General features: G+C 42.3%; 12 protein-coding genes. 5 read left to right on the top strand and 7 right to left on the bottom strand.

The genetic code is table 11. The features are described from left to right. Nucleotides 1-10: 10 nt before the first annotated feature. The 3 genes from NL646_RS17165 to NL646_RS17175 form a co-directional block, all read right to left on the bottom strand. Nucleotides 11-3,382 (bottom strand): type I restriction endonuclease subunit R, encoded by a 3,372-nt coding sequence (locus tag NL646_RS17165; RefSeq protein ID WP_159738689.1) that lies wholly within the window; start codon nt 3,380-3,382, stop codon nt 11-13. A 101-nt stretch (nt 3,383-3,483) separates the two neighbouring features. Further along, a complete protein-coding gene (locus NL646_RS17170) occupies nt 3,484-4,773 on the bottom strand; it encodes a restriction endonuclease subunit S (RefSeq protein WP_253664478.1) in 1,290 nt (429 codons plus the stop codon). Then, nucleotides 4,766-6,445, bottom strand: a complete 1,680-nt coding sequence (locus NL646_RS17175; RefSeq protein ID WP_213911244.1) for a class I SAM-dependent DNA methyltransferase — start codon at nt 6,443-6,445, stop codon at nt 4,766-4,768. The genes NL646_RS17170 and NL646_RS17175 overlap by 8 nt, the downstream gene beginning before the upstream one ends. Nucleotides 6,446-7,393: 948 nt before the next feature. Between NL646_RS17175 and NL646_RS17180 the strand changes: the two genes are divergently transcribed. From NL646_RS17180 to NL646_RS17205, 5 genes are all read left to right on the top strand, one after another. Further along, on the top strand, nt 7,394-8,029 hold the full coding sequence (locus NL646_RS17180; RefSeq protein WP_023586000.1) for a recombinase family protein: 636 nt from the start codon (nt 7,394-7,396) through the stop codon (nt 8,027-8,029). A gap of 512 nt (nt 8,030-8,541) precedes the next feature. Beyond that, nucleotides 8,542-10,008 carry a DUF5677 domain-containing protein gene (locus NL646_RS17185; protein ID WP_023586002.1) on the top strand — a complete coding sequence of 489 codons (1,467 nt, stop codon included), beginning with the start codon at nt 8,542-8,544 and terminating at the stop codon, nt 10,006-10,008. A gap of 1,169 nt (nt 10,009-11,177) precedes the next feature. After that, nucleotides 11,178-11,426: a type II toxin-antitoxin system antitoxin HipB gene (hipB, locus tag NL646_RS17195; protein ID WP_023586003.1), complete on the top strand. Its 249-nt coding sequence runs from the start codon at nt 11,178-11,180 to the stop codon at nt 11,424-11,426. Further along, nucleotides 11,426-12,739, top strand: coding sequence for a type II toxin-antitoxin system HipA family toxin (locus tag NL646_RS17200; protein WP_053312932.1), 1,314 nt, complete (start codon nt 11,426-11,428; stop codon nt 12,737-12,739). Before hipB ends, NL646_RS17200 begins: the two co-directional genes overlap by 1 nt. A 488-nt stretch (nt 12,740-13,227) precedes the next feature. Then, on the top strand, nt 13,228-14,961 hold the full coding sequence (locus tag NL646_RS17205; RefSeq protein WP_236253416.1) for a site-specific integrase: 1,734 nt from the start codon (nt 13,228-13,230) through the stop codon (nt 14,959-14,961). A gap of 50 nt (nt 14,962-15,011) precedes the next feature. Here the strand turns inward: NL646_RS17205 and NL646_RS17210 are convergent, their stop codons facing one another. The 4 genes from NL646_RS17210 to NL646_RS17225 form a co-directional block, all read right to left on the bottom strand. Further along, nucleotides 15,012-15,509, bottom strand: coding sequence for an RNase H family protein (locus NL646_RS17210; protein ID WP_253664479.1), 498 nt, complete (start codon nt 15,507-15,509; stop codon nt 15,012-15,014). Nucleotides 15,510-15,677: 168 nt separating this feature from the next. After that, nucleotides 15,678-16,289 (bottom strand): hypothetical protein, encoded by a 612-nt coding sequence (locus NL646_RS17215; RefSeq protein ID WP_024700124.1) that lies wholly within the window; start codon nt 16,287-16,289, stop codon nt 15,678-15,680. Between the two features lie 661 nt (nt 16,290-16,950). Then, on the bottom strand, nt 16,951-17,151 hold the full coding sequence (locus NL646_RS17220) for a hypothetical protein (protein WP_005479249.1): 201 nt from the start codon (nt 17,149-17,151) through the stop codon (nt 16,951-16,953). A 147-nt stretch (nt 17,152-17,298) separates the two neighbouring features. Further along, entirely contained in the window at nt 17,299-17,943 is a 645-nt protein-coding gene (locus tag NL646_RS17225) for a recombinase family protein (protein WP_025624116.1), read from the bottom strand. Between the last annotated feature and the right edge of the window lie 78 nt (nt 17,944-18,021).

Consider the following 18,021-nt stretch of genomic DNA (forward strand, 5'->3'; position numbering starts at 1 on the left):
AAGCAAAGGATCAGTTGTTCAGCATAATACTGAAAATTTCAGCAGAGTGCTGACGTGCTACAGTCATATCCCAGCCGCCAAGACCACGTAAAATCGTTCTGATTGTTTTCTTGATCTCATTGTGAATATCAGTCTGTTTTTTCCATATCGGTGACAACATGACTTCAGCGATATCAGGGTGGCTAAAAATGCCTTTAGTCCATGCCAGAGCTTCTGCTTCCTCTACCTGCTTTTCCAAGTAGTTGAACACGGCTCGCTCTGTTGCTGTTCCCAAGCCCATTTCAGATGGCTTTGCATCTTTATTACGAACACGCTGAGCAAAAAGCTCTAGCTGTTCCAGAAATAGAGCTTGTTCAATACGTCCTTCACGTTCATCTTGGATAAGCTTTTCTAGCTCTTCTTCCAAGTCACCAAAGAAGGCAGGATCTTTACCTTTACCCGTCTTAATGGTGTGCTTGAGTTTGTTCTTCATGACCAATGCTGCACTCCCCGCACTTTTTTGTTTGCGGAGTAGATCCATATCCGCAGCATCCAGAATTGAAACTTCACGGCCTAGCAAGCTCTTAACTTCACTTGCTTCTATATGCTCGTCGAGCATGTTTTTAAGCAGTTCAGATTCAGATGCTGTGATGCGAACCGTATCGGCACTCTCAGGCATTTTGTTGCGCAGTTGGAGTTTTATCTCATTCAGCACTTTGAAGTAAGGCTGATATTTAGATGCGCGTTCGTCGGGTAACACAATATCGAAACGGCTATTGAATCCAGCGAGAGCAACGAGGAAGTCTTCAACAATATCTAGACGAGTATCTGGGTCTAGGTAGAGATCGGCATCCTCTTTGTAAGGTTCAGGTTGCTTTACGGGATTGTGCTTTTTCGGAAGAATGTCTAACACTTTCGTCAAAGCTGATTGAAGACGTGGTAACTCCGCTTCGACGTCCGTCCATACTTGATCGGGTTGTACGTCACCCCCATAAACTTTCAGTGCTTCATCTAGGTACTCAACCACACCGAAATAATCGACAATATAACCCGCTTTCTTACCTTTTCGAGTTCGGTTTACACGAGCAATAGCCTGAAGCAAAGTATGTTCTTTTAGCGGTTTATCCAAATATAGAGTGCTGACAATAGGCGCATCCCAGCCAGTTAACAGCATGTCAGAAACGATGATTAATCCAATGTTGTTAAACTTGGTTTCTTCTTTGGTATTAGCGGATTCATCACCATACGGTAGCTTAAATTCATCATTCACGAAGCTTGGGATCTTTTCAGACGGTACGGCTATCGGTGTTTGGCCTTGTTTGAGTTCCCGTTTGATGCGCTCTTCGATAGTTTCAAGTTTTGATGCTGAACCTGATGCATAATGAGCTTGTTGTTCACTAATACCTGTACGCTTATCTGTCATACTACCGAGAGAGATAACCACTCGGCTTTCAAAGGTCGGCAGACCTTTGTTTTGACGCTCCTGCATGATTTGGTTCAGCACGTCTTTATAGCGAACAGCCATATCACGCCCGTCACATACCAGCATGGCTTTAAAGCCGCGAGGTTTCACGCTTGATAGAAAGTGCTCGACAAGATGGCGAGCATTCTCCTCAATACGACCGATAGCACCACGACGTTTTTTGAGTAACTCTTGCTTCAGCTTTTTCTTACGGGCTAAAGGCTCATTACCAAATTCATCCTCAAAAGCTTGTTTTAGTTTTCCGTCGCTACCCCATTGCGCCATACCTTCAAGATATTTAATAGGCAGTGTTGCGCCATCAGCAACCGCCTCGTCGAGGCGGTAAGTATCGATGTACTCTTTCCCACCGAATGTACCCAGGGTTTCTTTATCGTCTTTAAAGAGCGGGGTGCCAGTAAATGCTATGAACTTCGCATTAGGTAAAGAGGCACGCATGAATGCAGCAAGGAACCCATACTGGCTGCGGTGAGCTTCATCAACCATCACGAAGAAGTTTGGCTTGGTACTCAGAACACGAAAATCAACTTTCTCTTCGCTGACGAGTTCCCACTTGGCTTTTTTAGGATTACCACTGGCATCGGTTTGACCGTGAAGAACATTGTTCTCTTTCAAAATCCAGCATTGTTCTTGCCCCGAATCATCCTTCCTTAAAACGCGTCTGACACGACTTTTAGAGTCTACAATGGAATCCTCATCTTCAGACTCTTTTGCGGCCTGTATCTGCTTACCATCGCTTTCTTGAAACTTTTGAACGGTCGAAGTGAAAATGGTGCCGTAGTCATTGCTGAGCATGGCTTCTAGCCCTGCGACGGAATCTGCTTTAATCGATTCAAGGCCGACATTAGTAAAGGTATTGTGGATCTGACGGTCAAGGTCAGTGCGGTCGGTAAGAATCAAAATACTTGGGTTATTGAAACCAGAAATTTCGGCTCGCATTAAACGGGCAAGTAGTGCCATCGTCAGTGATTTACCACTCCCTTGCGTATGCCAAACCACGCCGCCAAGTTCTTGGCCTAATAGCTGCGGGTCTTTCCCCTGTAGACGGAGTAGCGTCTTCTCTACTGCACGCCACTGTTGGTAACGTGGCAGCTTCTTGATCATGACGCCTTTCTCGATTTCATACATAGGGTAGAAACAGACTAAGCGCACGAAGCGGGAAGGTTCGAATAATGCCCACAGTAGTTTGTCTTGCTCTGTAGGTTTCTTTCCTAATTGATTTTCTAATTCGGTAAGAACAATGTTCTCGTCAGGCTTTTTCGGATCAAATTTGTAAGTTAGATAGAACTGTTCTGGCGCATAGATAGCGCCATACTTGGCTTGGCTTCGATTAATGGCAGCACAGACCATATTAAAGGCAAAGTGTTGAGTAAAAGTGCCTTGGTAGCCATCAATTTGTGCAATGCCTTTGCTGAGCTTAATTGAGCTGTTTTTACACTCAATCAAGCCAAGCGGTAATCCATTAATAAATAACAGCAAATCGGGCTTAAAAAGCTCATCGTTGGCATTTTTGCCGACGTACTGATCAACCACATGGAATAAGTTACCCTCGGCACCTGTTTGGTTGATAAAACGGATGCTACGAGGCTGACCATTTTTGTCTTTTTGTTGCAGATTCGATTGGAACAGAACATGCTTCCAGAACGCATGGTTAGCCAGCATTAAGTCGCTGTTATGCTCAAACCATATGTCTCTAAGCTGTTTAATCGCTTTGTTTGATCCGTTCGGAACCTCGGCCAGCCAAGGGTTAAGGGCGTGTAATCTGTCAGTTAACACCGACTCTAGAATAACAGGCTCGGTCTTGTGTGTTTGCTCTACATCTCGACCTTTAATATGCTGGTAACCAAGAGTTTTTAACCATTCAATCGCTGGGCGTTCAACCCCAACTAGCTCTGGATTCGATGATTCAGCCTGACCTGACATACCTTATTCCTTTATTTATTGTTATTCATTTTTTATTGTTCATTTAAATTACGTTTTTTGCTTTTTAGATGCCTTCGCTTGAAGGCATCATGAAGCAATCGCTAAGCGGCTTCAGTTTCCTCAACAGGAACTCGCCATTCTCCAGTAAGTAGCTTCTGCATTAAGCCTTTTTTTAGTTGTTGGGTTTCGGCTTTTTGCTTATCAAGAATATCTAACTTTAAATCTACAGTAGCTAGTGTTTCAGCTATCAATTGTTGTTCTTCTTGAGGAGGAATCGGGATAAATTGGGATTCAAATAGAGACTTTTTCACGATAGGAACTGCTTGAATGCCAGCTAATCTTTTGATGCTTCCTGAAATATGTGACAAAGCGTAGTAAACATACTCGCTCATATATCCGTCTTTTTCTAAGATAACTGTATTTATCTGTTGGTTTGTACAGCATTCTTGTGTACTAATACCAATTTTTCCTATTGTTGAACCTATACATGTGAAAAATATTGCACCTTTCGGCACTACCTTCCCATTGTTAACTCCTTGCTTACTTAAAGTACTTTTCGTGTGCGAAATGTACTTTCGAGAACCTAAATCTGAAGGGGATACAAACATATAATCACCACCATAATTCTCAGTGTTAGCTGGCGGTGGAGTTTTACCAGTAATCACATTAGCAATAGATTTTAATTGCATTACTTTCCAACAATCAGGGTAGCCACTAGGCTTAAAGTCAGTATGCGGTTGCCACACCCCGTTCTCGTCCTGAACACCGATACCTTCTGAAAACAGCTTTTGCATTAAGCCTGTTTTGAGCTTTTCGGTTTCTGCAATTTTTTGGTCGATAAGGTCGATTTTTTTATCGACGATTGAAAGGACTTCCGCAATTTTCTGTTGTTCTGGATATGAGGGTAGTAATATTGGTGTTTCTCGTACTTGCTTCAAACTAATCTGAGGGTAAGCTTGACCAGTCAAAATACGTTCATAATATCGAGTATAATGCTCTTGTTGTAATGACTGTGCTACGTAAGAACTAGAAACTCCTTCAATCACGCTAATTTTAGCAATATGTTGGTTTATATTAGCTTCTGGGATTTCATCTGGAAGAGTCGCAATACGGCCAATATTTCCTGTAATCGTCATCAGGATATCTCCTGATTTTATTTTCGAACGAGCCATTGCCGCATGTGCTTTCTTCGATATGAAGTTCATCCCCTTGCGTTTGAAGCCATTAGCAGTAACACATTCACTTCTTAGGAAAGGGATGCTATCACCACTTTCTTCTACCCACTCAAATCCATAGGTGGTTGGTGTAGCGCCTTTTGTTATAAATTTGGCAATATTTTCTAAGTTCTTTATGTTCCAATCTGATGGTTTATAGGTGATAAAATCAGTCATTACTTTTCTCTCTTGTTAAAAGAGACATAAAAGATGAAAGTTGTTTGTCTACTTCTTTTAGTTGTAACTCAAGGCTCTGCAAATTATCTAAGGTATTTTGAATGTTGATGATCTCTTCTTTCTCAGAAGTATCGATATAACGGCTGATACTGAGATTAAAGTCGTTCTGCTTGATTTCAGCGATATCAACGACACGCAAGTATTTATCAACAGCGACAGCATCCAATAGATCCGAAAGCTTATCTTCCGTTTGCTCTCCTGCATCAACTAAAGTTTTTTTCGCTTTGCTGTACTCGGTCGTGATGCGTTTGATATCTACTTCGCGAAGGAAATTCATCGCTTTACCTTCACCAAACTCGGCGGAAGCATCAACGAAAATAACCTTGTTCTTCAGTGCAGTAGGTTTGTCTTTATTAATAATTAAAACCGCAGCCGCAATGCCTGTGTTGAAGAAAAGTGCTGGCGGCAAACCAACAACACCTTCGATCAAGTCACCTTTCAATTCATCGTTGCCAATAAGCATACCTTTACGAATTTTACCTTCATCACCTTCACGGAAAAGTACACCGTGAGGGACAACGACACCGATGCGACCATCATCTTTCGTTGAGGAAATCATATGCTGAACAAAAGCTAGATCTGCTTTTGTTCGCGGTGCAACACCTAGACCAAAACGACCATAAGGATCTTTAAGGTCTGTACTGTATTTCACGTTTCTCTCTTTACCACTTTTTCCATCAATGATTTTACCGTCATTGAGTTCGAGCGGTTCCCACCACTTTGATTGAGAGAAAGGAGGGTTGGCAATCACACGGTCGAACGTTTGAAGGCCTTCGCCATCTTTATGTAATGGGTTTACCAGTGTATCGCCGCGCTTAATGTCACCATCTAGGTTGTGCAGGAACATGTTGAGTTTGGCAATTGCCCATGTTCCTAGGTTCTTCTCCTGACCGTAAAGTTTACAGTTAGGTTTACCCATGATGGTGCCATTCTCGTAGTTTTCTTTAATGTGACGAGCGGACTCGACCAACATGCCGCCACATCCACAGGTCAAATCGTAAATCTCATGACCTGGTTGTGGGTCAATCAGCTTAACAATAAGCTCTACCACTTCGTGAGGGGTGTAGAACTCGCCACCTTTCTTGCCAGCATCATCAGCAAATTTACCAATCAAATACTCGTATGCATCACCAAGTAGGTCGGCTTTGTAGAGGTTTTTATTGCCCAGCTTGTGTTGGTTAAAGTGACGGAGTAAGCGAGTTAGAAGCTCGTTACTGAGCTTCTCTTTATCACCGAACTGAATGGCGGTAAGCACTTTTTCCAATGATGGGTTTTGGTGTTCGATTTCAGCAAAGGCTTCATCAATGTACTCACCAATATTTTCAGTTCTTTCGATCAGCTTGTTCCAACGTGCATACACAGGAACGAATTGCTCTGGGTTATCTTCTTGAATGAGCGCCATTGCTTCTTCAGCGCTGCAACCTTCCTCTTCCATCACGGCTTCTACACGCTCGTCAAATACGTCTGAAAGACGTTTTAAGAACAGGAGACCAAAGATATAGTTTTTGAAGTCTGAGCTATCTACGGTGCCACGCATGATGTTTGCGCTGCCCCAAAGCCATGTTTTTAGCTCTTCAAGGCTGATTTTTTCTACTGCGGTATTGATTGTCATAACTTTCTCGATAGAAGTGCATTCGCTCTTGCGAATCCTTTTACTAATTAGTCGGGATTATACCTGACTGGAGTGCTAGTTTAAGCAAGCTCTAGCCATAAAAGTGGTGGAATCATGATTTAAGAACACTGTTCTATAGTTTTTTTGTTTTTCATCATGTAGTTCGAAATAAACAAAAAATTAAAACCGACAATGGGAACAGTGTTCTCTTATCCCCCAAAGACCAACCAAAAACATTTAACTTTAAAAATCAACAACATAAATAATAACGAGTAACGACTTAGATTTTTGGTCACTCATCTCAAAACAAAAAACAAAAAACAAAAAACAAAATTTGCTCTAGTGACTCCAATAGCAACTAATTTCTATCTATCAATGATGGCAATACCAAAGAGCAAAGCTCTTTGGCTTATTCTACTTTACAGAGTGTACTCTTTGCATGGTCGTCAGATTATGAGGTTCGATACTTAAGGCTCAACAGAATATTACTCCGTACAAGATAACTAGGTATAGGTAAGCAATCAGTAGCAAAGTTTAGTGATTGGTTCTCCATTTATGCTGACGCAGAAAACATCGGGAACACTGTTCTTGCCACTTTGTGACTTCAGCCGTTTCGTTCTTAGAAATAGAGGAGGTTCTTGTTCAAATTACTCCAATAAATACCAATCTTAGATTATCAGTCGTCTTACTCGTGACTTCACTCCCCTTCTTTATCAAACTGAACTTAAGCATTCAAAGCTTTATAGTTCCGAGCATGTCACTAGGCAATGCTAAAGAGTAAGCTCTTTAGCTTTTTCTATTTTGTTTGTTATATGAACACTGTTCTTTGGTTCTTTTAGGTATACCCATCACATCTATATGAACTTAAGCGTCATTTAGGTTGAACTCAGACTTAAATGAACTATAGTTCACTAGAGTATCTAAATGAACCATTAGGGATAAGACAGTATGATTTATGGATATTTGCGAGCATCTACTTCGGAGCAAGATGCTACTCGTGCAAAAACTTACCTCGAAAGGTTTGCAAATGAGCACAAAGTAACAGTAGCAGAGTACTTCATTGAAAATGCTTCAGGTCGAGATTTTGACCGACCTATCTTAAATCAGCTTATCGATATTGCAGAAGATGGTGACACCATCCTTGTGGAGCAATTAGATCGCTTAACACGTCTATCAAGCGAGGATTGGGAAAAGCTAAAAAACAAGCTAGTTCAATCTGGCGTATCGATTGTAGCTGTCGATATCCCTACGAGTTACCAGTTATTAAAGAATGACGACTCTATCGGTGATGAGCTTACGAACATTATTTTCAAGAAGCTGAATGAACTTCTCTTTGATGTACTCGCAGCGATTGCCGCGAAGGATTATGAAGATCGTAGAAGACGACAAGCGGAAGGAATAAATAAAGCTAAGAAAGAAGGCAAGTACCGAGGCAAACAGCAGACTCAAGAAACTGTTGGAAAGTGCCTCAAAGCCAATCAATACATCGAATCAAATGGGCTATCACAGCTCAAAGCCTGTCAATTAGCTGGAGTATCAATTTCAACCTGGCGGAGATTCAATAAAAGTAACAGACCAAACTAAGCGGGACTAAAATGATAGTGATACGCATTTTTTCTAGTTCGTAAAACACGGACCGCATTTTAGGAACCAAAGTGTTTAACTTGAACTCCATCAAGTAAACAGAATTAGTCATGACGCAATCTGTCACTTTTCAAGCCAAGTTTGAATCTGTTCTGGCAGATTGCCCCAACTCACTCATGCCCCATTCAGTGCTGGTAACTAGGAAGAAATACTTCTCAGTTGCTTTTCAACTCATAAGTTTTCCTTAGCAGTTGTTTCCCCCACTCACCGCAACACATTTCTGCCCCTTTCCGAGTTGCGAATGCTTAAGAATACACTTGCTCAAGTAGCAGTTGGCTTAAGATTTTTTGTATCTGTAAAGTATCTATTAGTTTCAGGCCTAACCAATAAGGTATTGATTTGTAATTGAGTCAGTACGTGAAAAACGGCATTATATGAAAATTAAAGGCGGCTGTTAGTCGTCTAATTAGCGTTAGCTATCTGGGTGATTAATCTTCAATATTAGGTGGGTTATGGCAGGAAATAAAAAAACACGAAAAAAGAAACCTTCAAAAAGTGGTAAGAATAGAACGGCTTTGCTCGACCACAAAAAAGTAGGTTCTGAGCTACAGCCAGGTTTTGCCCAATTAGGGGACAAAATGACGTTTTCTTCTTGGTCCAATGAGCGTCTCCCAGAAATGTTGTGGGCTGCGATTATCCGCGTTATTCAAGAACAAGATTTGGCAATCGCTGAGTTTAGAAGGATTATTAAATTTGTTTCAGAGCATTCAGAAAAAGAGAAGCTATCAGATCTCACTATTACAGGGATCTCAAAGTTAGATGAAGAGCTACGGAATGAGTTTTTGGATTTTCTAACGTCAAATCCCAAAACAGCGTCAGCCTTAACTGTTTTAAAGTTATTTAATAACTTGCCAGCTAAAGATTCTTGGCTGAAGTTTTTACCACCAAGTGAGCCAGAACTTAATATTCTGATGACTGCAGTTGGTATGTGCTTACCTCATCAATCTCAAGAGGCTACGGATTGCCGTTGGCTCAAGTTAATGTTAATGGTTGTAGGGGGCAAGTTTCATGCACCAAGAGAAATGGTTGAACCTTGGATTAACTACCCTTATGAGGGAGACCAACGAAGTGTTCGCCCATCCATCCGTTCGTGTGAAATGACTATTAATCCGATGGTCGAGCAAGATTTAACATGGTCAAATGATTTTTGGGCTGAGTCATGGGAAAACACTCCATGTTTAGAATTAGTTCCCGAGAGTGGCACTAACTCTGAAGAACGTTGTTGTGATTTAGATGACATCCATAAGCTTAGGGGCGAGTTGGAAACACACTGGGAAAAAACTCACTCTACAACTGGAGTCGATGCTAAGCACGACGGCGTTTTTGGTACAGCATTTTATGCGCTATCGATATTGAATGAGATAGTCTCGGTTGGAGTTGGCACTGGAATTCTTGCAAGGTTAGGGCTGAGAACCATTTTAGAAACTCATATCAGTCTTAGATATTTGATTCAAAAAAATGACGATCAGCTTTGGACCAAATGGAGAACCTACGGGGCTGGTCAAGCCAAACTAAACGCGCTGAAGTTTGATGAGCTTGTAGAGCCACCAAAATTTATTAATACCGAAACACTAGAGTCTATTGCAGGCGAAGACTTGTGGGAAGAGTTCATCAATATAGAACTTGGTAGTTGGAGTGGTTCTGACCTCCGAAAATTGAGTGATAAAGCAGGCTTAAAGTCTTCTTATGACCAATTTTACTCTTGGTCATCTACATATTCGCACGGGACTTGGGGGGCTATCAGGGAGGTTTGCTTTCATACATGTGGTAACCCACTGCACCGCTTACATAGATACCCTAAGGAGTCGACACTGCCCGATACTCTTCAAGATGCGTGTGTTTTGGTAAATGAAATACTAAATGACTTAAGTGTAGTGTACCCAACATTTAGTCCTCGTTTACTGGGAGAAGATAGCTAACAAACGACTAAGAGTGATTCGCAACGCATGGCATTTACTATGCGTTGCGTTTAGTGTTTAAAGTGCTATGCGGCGGCTTCAGTATTGCGTTGCTCACCTTAACAGGGCTTAGCTTACTCCAGCTCATGGGAAAATGATGTTGTTGCTTTAATGTCGTCTCACCCAATTGATTAAACAGTCCAACTGTCATAACCGTATTCCCATGCGTGGGAATGGTGTCATTATTTTCATATCGTCACACACAATTGATTAAACAGTCCCACTGTCATAACCGTATTCCCATGCGTGGGAATGGTGCCGTTATTTCGATATCGTCACACCCAATTCATTAAACACTCCCACGTTATAAGCGCATTCCCATGCGTGGGAATGGCTGTCTGACCTTCATATCTTGAAATTTAATTGGTTAAACAACCCTATGTCATAACCACATTCTCATGTATGGAGTAATTGAATGATGTGATACGCCCTAACTAACCAAGCTAGCTCGACTTGGAGTATTGTTTAGGAAACTTCAGAATTGGTAATTTAAAAGTGCAATGAGCGCGAAATACAACATAACGCTCGGTTTAATCAAATGACGGGTATTAATGTCGAGTCAACCAATCATTGATCCAGAAATAGCTACCAGATTAGATATGTAAAAACAGAAACCAAACATTAAGCATTTGATTTGTAATAATATAAAAGAAAAAGTAACAGACTCAGATCCCCTAACCAAGTTTTATTAGCCTATTTGAGATCTTGTTTAGGACTCAAAGATGTATGCCTGAATAGATATATCCTATAGAGGGGTAAAGCATTATCTATCCCCCAGAAGGGATAATGCGCTATCTATCCCCTAAAAGGGATAATGCATTATCTATCCCCTAGAAGGGATAATGCATTATCTATCCCCTAGAAGGGATAATGCATTATCTATCCCCTAGAAGGGATAATGTATTATCTATCCCCTAAAAGGGATAATGCACTATCTATCCCCTAAAAGGGATAACGCGCTATCCATCCCCTAGAAGGGATAATGCATTATCTATCCCCTGAAAGGGATAGTCATGTTATTATCGCTTGTAAGGGATAATATCACTAAAAATCTATAGCAAATTTTGAATATAGGTCGAATAGGTTATGCGGATCTAACTAGATAAACAGACTACTCGGGGGTAGTACAAATGATATATAGCCCAAAACAACTCGCAGACAGAATGCTACTCATCAGGCAAAAAAATCGCTGGAGTCAAAGTGAGCTAGCAAAAAAAGTAGGTTTAAAACAATCGACTATTTCTAACTTTGAAAATAATCCTAGTAGAACAACACTTTCAACCTTTTTCAAGCTGCTCCAAGCGATGGAGTTGACAGTAAGTGTTAATGAAAAAAATCATAAGCCAGAGAGCAATACTAATAGTGATGAGGATTGGTGATGCAAGAATTAGTCGCATATATGAACGGAGAGCTTGTTGGTAGATTACAAAAACAAACAAATGGAGCACATTCTTTCAAATATGACCCTAGCTGGATTGATAGTGATAAAGCCCGCCCTTTATCACTATCATTAAAACTACAACTAAATTCTATAAAGTCAGACGCAGTCATCAACTACTTTGATAACCTTTTGCCTGACGCCCCAAAAGTTCGAGACAGAATTGTAGCAAGATACAAGGCAGCATCTAAACAGCCATTTGATCTTCTCAAAGAGGTCGGGAAAGATAGTGTTGGAGCAATCTCATTATTGCCTCCAGATCAACCTTACAAAGAAGAGCCTCTTAGCTATGAAATATTAGACGAGAACAAACTTGAAAATGTACTTCTCGCCTACAAGTCGGACATCCCACTAGGAATGCTAGAAGAGGAAGATGATTTTAGGATTTCTGTAGCAGGCGCCCAAGAAAAAACAGCTCTACTTCGCTTCAACGAACAATGGTGTATACCAAAAGGTAATACACCAACAACACACATTATAAAGTTACCTATCGGTGAGATACAGCAAGCTCAAGCAACATTGGATTTAACAGATAGTGTTGAAAATGAATTCTTATGTATTGAGTTAGCTCGGGAGCTTGGTTTTCAAGTACCTAAAGTTGAAATCATCCAAACAAGTGAAGTAAAAGCATTAGCAGTAGAGCGCTTTGATAGACGTTGGAACCGTGATAAAACAAAACTATTGCGTTTGCCACAGGAAGATATTTGCCAGGTAAAAGGAATGCCCTCATCTATCAAATATGAATCTCAAGGTGGACCTGGAATTGCAGAAATAATGGATCTATTAATGGGTTCTAACAATGCAATCGAAGATCAATATAACTTTATGAAATTCCAAGTTTTTCAATGGGCAATCGGCGCAACAGATGGACATGCTAAAAACTTTTCTATCTTTATAGAAAAAGGAGGAAGCTACAGACTAACGCCTTTCTACGACATTTTATCAGCATACCCAGTACTAGGAGGAAGAGGCCTAAACATTCGGAAGTTAAAGCTTGCTATGGGGTTAAAAGCAACCAAGGGTAAAAAGTATGAGATAAGTAAAATCTATCCTCGTCACTTTATTGATACAGCTAAGCATGTAGGTTTTGACCAAGAAAAAATGCAAGCGATTCTTGATGAAATGCAAGTTGAAATGCCTAAAGCTATTGAGCGCTTAAAATCAAGATTGCCTAAAGAGTTCCCGACTCAAATCACTGATGCTATCTTCAACAACTCACTTACTATGATTGCTAAATTAAAACTAGATAGCTAAGACCAGCAACTTGCCTAGAAAATCATAAAATACTAATGGCCCTAATCAGCGGTCAACATGACCTGATAGCAACTCAAAGAGCTTATGCTCTTTGAACTTATCTACTCATTGTTTTAAGCCATGGCAATAGACGGTTTACTCACTTTATAGATAACTTGATAGGATAGGAATGACTAGTTATACGTATATCTAATAGAATATTTAGCTATAACGAACTAGGAATATCTAGTGTAATCAACATAAGCAGACGACGGTTCAGTTCCTTTTCAAGTAGGATTTAGATGTAACATATAAAGTAACATAAAATTGGAGTTAATATTCTAAGAGTCTGCCTGATATGGGATGAGACATATGTCCCACTCCCGCCAGCTCCACCAAACATCATGTAAGCCTCTGATTTTTCAGGGGCTTTCTTTTTATATATGCCTATGAAAAGAGAAATTGAGGTACATCCTGTTCTACATATGGACGGAGATGACACTTTGCACATGACACTACGGGCAAACGGTAACTGGTACTATCAACGCCGTATCCCAACCCACTCTCAGCCATTCTTTGGCAACAAAAAGTCCATCAAAATCTCACTGCGCACCAAGTCTGTCGCAGAGGCTCGTGTTAGAGCGCGTCAGCTATCTGTAGAGCATGACGTCCTATTTGCGCAGCATGAGACTCTCGCAACAACGACAAGCAAACCTAAAGGCTACGCAAGTAACCCACTTGAGGTGCTCGTTGACGTCAAAGCTAGCCAAGCTCAACACAAAGAAATCACTCAAGCGACGTCTGGCAACCTAGTAGGAACTCAGAGCTTACTACACGCCCAAGTCTTTACTGCGCCACTAAAGGAGCGTGAGAGCGTCTTTACGGGTATTGAGGCAATGAGAGATGATTTATGCGAACTAATGTGCGACCTTGCCGAAAATAGATTGAGTGAGTATGACGCCAAGCTTTCGCGCTCATGGCGTATCATTGAGGGTGCGATGGAGTCAGAGCACTACGAGTACTTTGTAGAGCAACCATTTGAAACTCAAAGACAACTTGTCATCGAGAGCTGTAGAAAGTCGATACAAGGACTATCCTCATTAACTACTCAGCTCACGGATGTGATGGCAGAGCGTCTTGAGTTACCTAATGCGTCTGATACCTACCTTCATGAGCTAAGGGGAACGCAAGCTCCTACGGAGAGCGAACATCAAGGCTTACTACTATCAGAATGCGCAGAGCTTTACATCACAGACCGCTCGAAAGACGATATACGCCCTAAGACTCTTGAGCGCTACAAAGCTCGTATGCGTTTGATGTTATACATCTTGGGTGACCGTCCTATTGAGTCACTCAAACGTCCAGATGCTTTGACGTTTAAAGAGAAGCTATTACAGCTTCCAGCGAACCTCAACAAAGTTTCGAGCTTCAAGGGCTTGTCCGTTGACGATGTTATTGCGCTCAAACCGAAGCCTATGGCAGTGAGCACCGCAAATGACACAATGACAGACGTCGGCTCCTTCTTAGACTGGTGCGTGCTAAACGAGTATGCGACGAAGAATGTCTTTAAAGGACTCAAAGTTAAGACCAAGAAAAAGGCATCTGATGAGCGTTGCGAGTTCTCCAAGTCTGACTTAGAGACCCTATTTCAGCATCCGTACTTTCATGGTGGCGAGCGCAAGCATCCTCACTACTACTGGCTACCTGTTCTAGGACTCTACACAGGAGCTCGCCTCAATGAGTTATGTCAATTGCATGTGCGTGATGTTCGTCGAGATGATGAAAACAACTTGTGGACAATAACTATCACCAACACTCAAGAAGACCAAAACACTAAGAACTTCAGCTCAGTGCGCACTATACCACTACATCCAAAACTGATTGAACTAGGCTTCATTAAGTACGTACAGAGCCTTAATCATGAGCGCGTCTTCCCCGAACTGAAGAAAGGTCGTGATGGTTATGGGCAAGCTCCGTCCAAATGGTTTGGTCGCTTGCGTGACAGCGTTCTGCCTAACGCCAAGGACGAGAAGAAAGCTTACCACTCTTTCAGACATACTTTCATCAACGCCTTGAAGCAATCAGGCGTGTCCTACAGTCACGCAGCAGCTTATGTGGGGCACGGTGACGGAAGTGAAACGTTCGGACGTTACGGTAAAGCTTATGTCGCATCCGCTCTTGCGCCTGTCTTGGACTACATAACATTCGACTTCGACATAGAACCCTACGTACTACCTAACTAGTACAAATTAAAAGGTAACACCTGACGTCTACCCAAGTGTTACCTTTCATTTTACATTTTACCTTCGGCTGCTTGTCTCGCTAAGCAGTCTGAATGCTCATTACCTTTGACGCCAGAGTGACCAGCTACGTGCTCAACGCTAACACGTGGACGAATAGCTTTAAGCTCATCTATCAGCATCCATAAGTCCTGATTAGCGACAGGCTTCTTGCTTGAGTTGCGCCAAGCGTTACGCTTCCAGCTATCAAGCCATTCATTGAAGCCCCACACACAGTACTGACTGTCACTAAAGACATTGTCCCCCTCACCTGCTACAAGTAAGGCAATGATGAGAGCCAGAAGCTCAGCCCTTTGGCTGGTAACACCGCCAGTCCTGCGAACCGAGGATGAGTACTCATAGACGCATTGACCAAGAGCGTCGTAAACCGCGATACCAACACCCCCTTGAAGACACCCGTGCTGATTGTCTGGTGCTGAACCATCGCAATAGATACTTAGTGGGTGCTGAGCGTTGTGTAATAGATGTGTCGTTTGAAGTTGTGTATTCATATTGAGCCCTTAATCGTAAAGCCACACCGAAAGCCCCACATAGCCAACTACACCAACGAAAGACTCGTAGTGACTAGCTGACAGCATGGCTTTGCGGTTAAGCGTTGGGTTTGAAGTGAAGTAGACCTTGTGGTGGCCTATTGTGGGTTGTGGAGATCTGAGGGTTAATCAGGCAGCTTGGAGTGATAGCGCTGATGTGGCATGTATCGAGCGTTTAAAGGTAATGCTGTAGTTCGCACCTTCATCACCACCTAAACACACGATATAGCCGTGGTGGTCAAGCCGCTTTAGCGACTCTCGAATAGTACGAGGCTTGAGCCTTAGAGCTTCTTCAAGCGTCGACATCGACACGATAAGATACTTTGCCCCTTTCGGTAGCATTCGTTCAGCAACAGTAAAGACTCGCTTGTCGCTAACACTGAGCCTGTACTGAGACTCACTTTCAGGGATTGTTGTCTCATGACGAGGTATCCCATACATTTGTGCTAACTGAGACGCTACCTTACGGCAAACAGATAAGTACAACGCAATGGTGCGCTTTGAATACGACTCGCGGCTTAGTGCTTTGAGACTGACATTAAGACGCCTTTCGAGACTGTCATAGGTAAGTGTATCGAGCGTCTGAAGCAATCGAAAGATTCGGCTTCTAGACAGCCCTCGACCTACCCCAGACAAACGACAGGCGTTATCAAAGACGGCCATCTGGCGACGACTAAGGTCTGAGTACTCAAGTGCACAAGCAAGCTTAGCTTTCAGCTTTGAGTTGTTTACATACGTCATATCAAGTCCTTTAAAAACAATCAATTACAGAACAATCCTGCAAGACTGCAACATATATAAGAAAGGCATTGAGTAGTTACTTAGGGTTGGGTAGAAAGGACGATGATTGATAGGAAGGCGCAGAGCTTAAAGTCTCTCTAAGAACTACTTTAAGTTAAGCTCTAAGTAAGTGATTGTTATTGTTAATAACTACAATCACATCTTAAAGACAGACTTTAAGTATCCACGCCCTGCACCAGCACGTCTTACAAGCTTAAAGCTTCTCTTAAAGAGAACTCTTAAGCTTTGCGTCTGGTGCATGTGTTGCTCTTTGTCTCTCTGCTTGCCCAAGGCATTAAGACTCACTCTCTATGAAGCCGAGAGGTTACGAGGTGATGGCCTTGAAGCCCACTCAGTGCGTGACTCTGATATGTGACTTCTTGCTGTGGTTTGGCGGCTACAGTCCGCATTGGGTTTGTTCTTATAGGCAGTCGTAATTACAGGTTATTAACATCCTGTCAGACTCACCGTATCGGGCAGCGCCCTATAGGCAGTCGTAATTCGATTGGCATTGCGTTGAGACTCAAAGAGAGCGTAAAGGCAGGGGATGAGAGCGTTGATACCTCGATGGTTTGACCCAACTAAAACAGACAAGGGCAGGCGTTGCACCCGCCCAAGTGACCTAGATAAGCTCGGCGTTAACCTCCGCCATGTAAGGCGCTAAGACATTCTCAATGCCATTTGTAGCGTCCTCAAAGACACCAAGCTCTACTAACGCTTTAACATGTCCCCACACCTCTTGGTGAAGCTGCGAGTCTTGCGTTGTAAGCAGCGTTTGAGTATCAAGATGATTAGAGGCTTTAATAGTTAAGACGTCGTTCATATCAATGCTCCTTTGTGCTTAAGGTGAGCTAAAGATACCGAAACTCAACTTGGTTGTGTTATGTGTAGTCACTAGTGAGTGCAATAACTTGAATATGGTCACGCAAAAGCTTGCTAAGTGAGCACTTATTGTTCAATCAGCCGACACTTAGAACACGGTGCCAGCTTCAACCGCCTTCTTCTTCACTCTCTGTACGGTACTTGCATTACAGCCAAGCTCCTGAGCGACACCACGGATAGACTTTCCCTCAAGTAACAACTCAATGATACGCTGATGCTGCTTGGTATTAGCTTTGCGTCCTTGGAACTTCTCAGCCCACTTCGCAGGGTTAGCTTTAAGCGCTTGTCTTCCAGCCTCAGCCGACGCTAAGCGATTCTTACGCTCTGCCGCAGCCATAGCCGTGAGCATGGTAATCTGGATGTCAGTGACCATGTTCTGCATGTCATCATCTTTGTTTGAGTATGAGAACGTCAGACCTTGGTTGATAGTCTTAATGCACACACCCCTGTCGAGAAGCTCACGTATAGTCGATTCAGCGTCTCGATAGTCACGCCCTAAACGGTCAACCCACCATACGACTAGAGTATCTCCTTTACGTAGCTTACCAAGAAGAACCGATAGCCCAGCCCTCTCTCTAGCTGGCACAGTACCCGACACTTTCTCTGTCGTAATCTCCGCATCAGGGTAAAGCTTTGAGATGTCACTCAATTGGCTGTCCACGTTCTGCTCCTTAGTCGACACACGGACATAAGCAAAGACCATTGAGTTACTGTCATTGGATTGAGTTGTCATTGTCATACCTCGAACGAGTGCTTTAGGTTACTGTATGCTTAACTTATTGTGTGCATATCGACAAGTCAACACCTAAAA

Origin of the sequence: Vibrio sp. Y20_XG_PY13 (assembly GCF_024181925.1) — a bacterium.
Taxonomy (GTDB): Bacteria; Pseudomonadota; Gammaproteobacteria; order Enterobacterales; family Vibrionaceae; genus Vibrio; species Vibrio parahaemolyticus.

Excerpts from the sequence above, each read along its gene's own strand:
- NL646_RS17200 (WP_053312932.1), top strand. The coding sequence starts at position 11,426 with ATGCAAGAATTAGTCGCATATATGAACGGAGAGCTTGTTGGTAGATTA.
- NL646_RS17220 (WP_005479249.1), bottom strand. The coding sequence starts at position 17,151 with ATGAACGACGTCTTAACTATTAAAGCCTCTAATCATCTTGATACTCAA.
- NL646_RS17180 (WP_023586000.1), top strand. The coding sequence starts at position 7,394 with ATGATTTATGGATATTTGCGAGCATCTACTTCGGAGCAAGATGCTACT.
- NL646_RS17175 (WP_213911244.1), bottom strand. The coding sequence starts at position 6,445 with ATGACAATCAATACCGCAGTAGAAAAAATCAGCCTTGAAGAGCTAAAA.
- NL646_RS17215 (WP_024700124.1), bottom strand. The coding sequence starts at position 16,289 with ATGACGTATGTAAACAACTCAAAGCTGAAAGCTAAGCTTGCTTGTGCA.
- NL646_RS17210 (WP_253664479.1), bottom strand. The coding sequence starts at position 15,509 with ATGAATACACAACTTCAAACGACACATCTATTACACAACGCTCAGCAC.
- NL646_RS17170 (WP_253664478.1), bottom strand. The coding sequence starts at position 4,773 with ATGACTGATTTTATCACCTATAAACCATCAGATTGGAACATAAAGAAC.
- NL646_RS17185 (WP_023586002.1), top strand. The coding sequence starts at position 8,542 with ATGGCAGGAAATAAAAAAACACGAAAAAAGAAACCTTCAAAAAGTGGT.
- NL646_RS17205 (WP_236253416.1), top strand. The coding sequence starts at position 13,228 with ATGACACTACGGGCAAACGGTAACTGGTACTATCAACGCCGTATCCCA.
- hipB (WP_023586003.1), top strand. The coding sequence starts at position 11,178 with ATGATATATAGCCCAAAACAACTCGCAGACAGAATGCTACTCATCAGG.
- NL646_RS17165 (WP_159738689.1), bottom strand. The coding sequence starts at position 3,382 with ATGTCAGGTCAGGCTGAATCATCGAATCCAGAGCTAGTTGGGGTTGAA.
- NL646_RS17225 (WP_025624116.1), bottom strand. The coding sequence starts at position 17,943 with ATGACAACTCAATCCAATGACAGTAACTCAATGGTCTTTGCTTATGTC.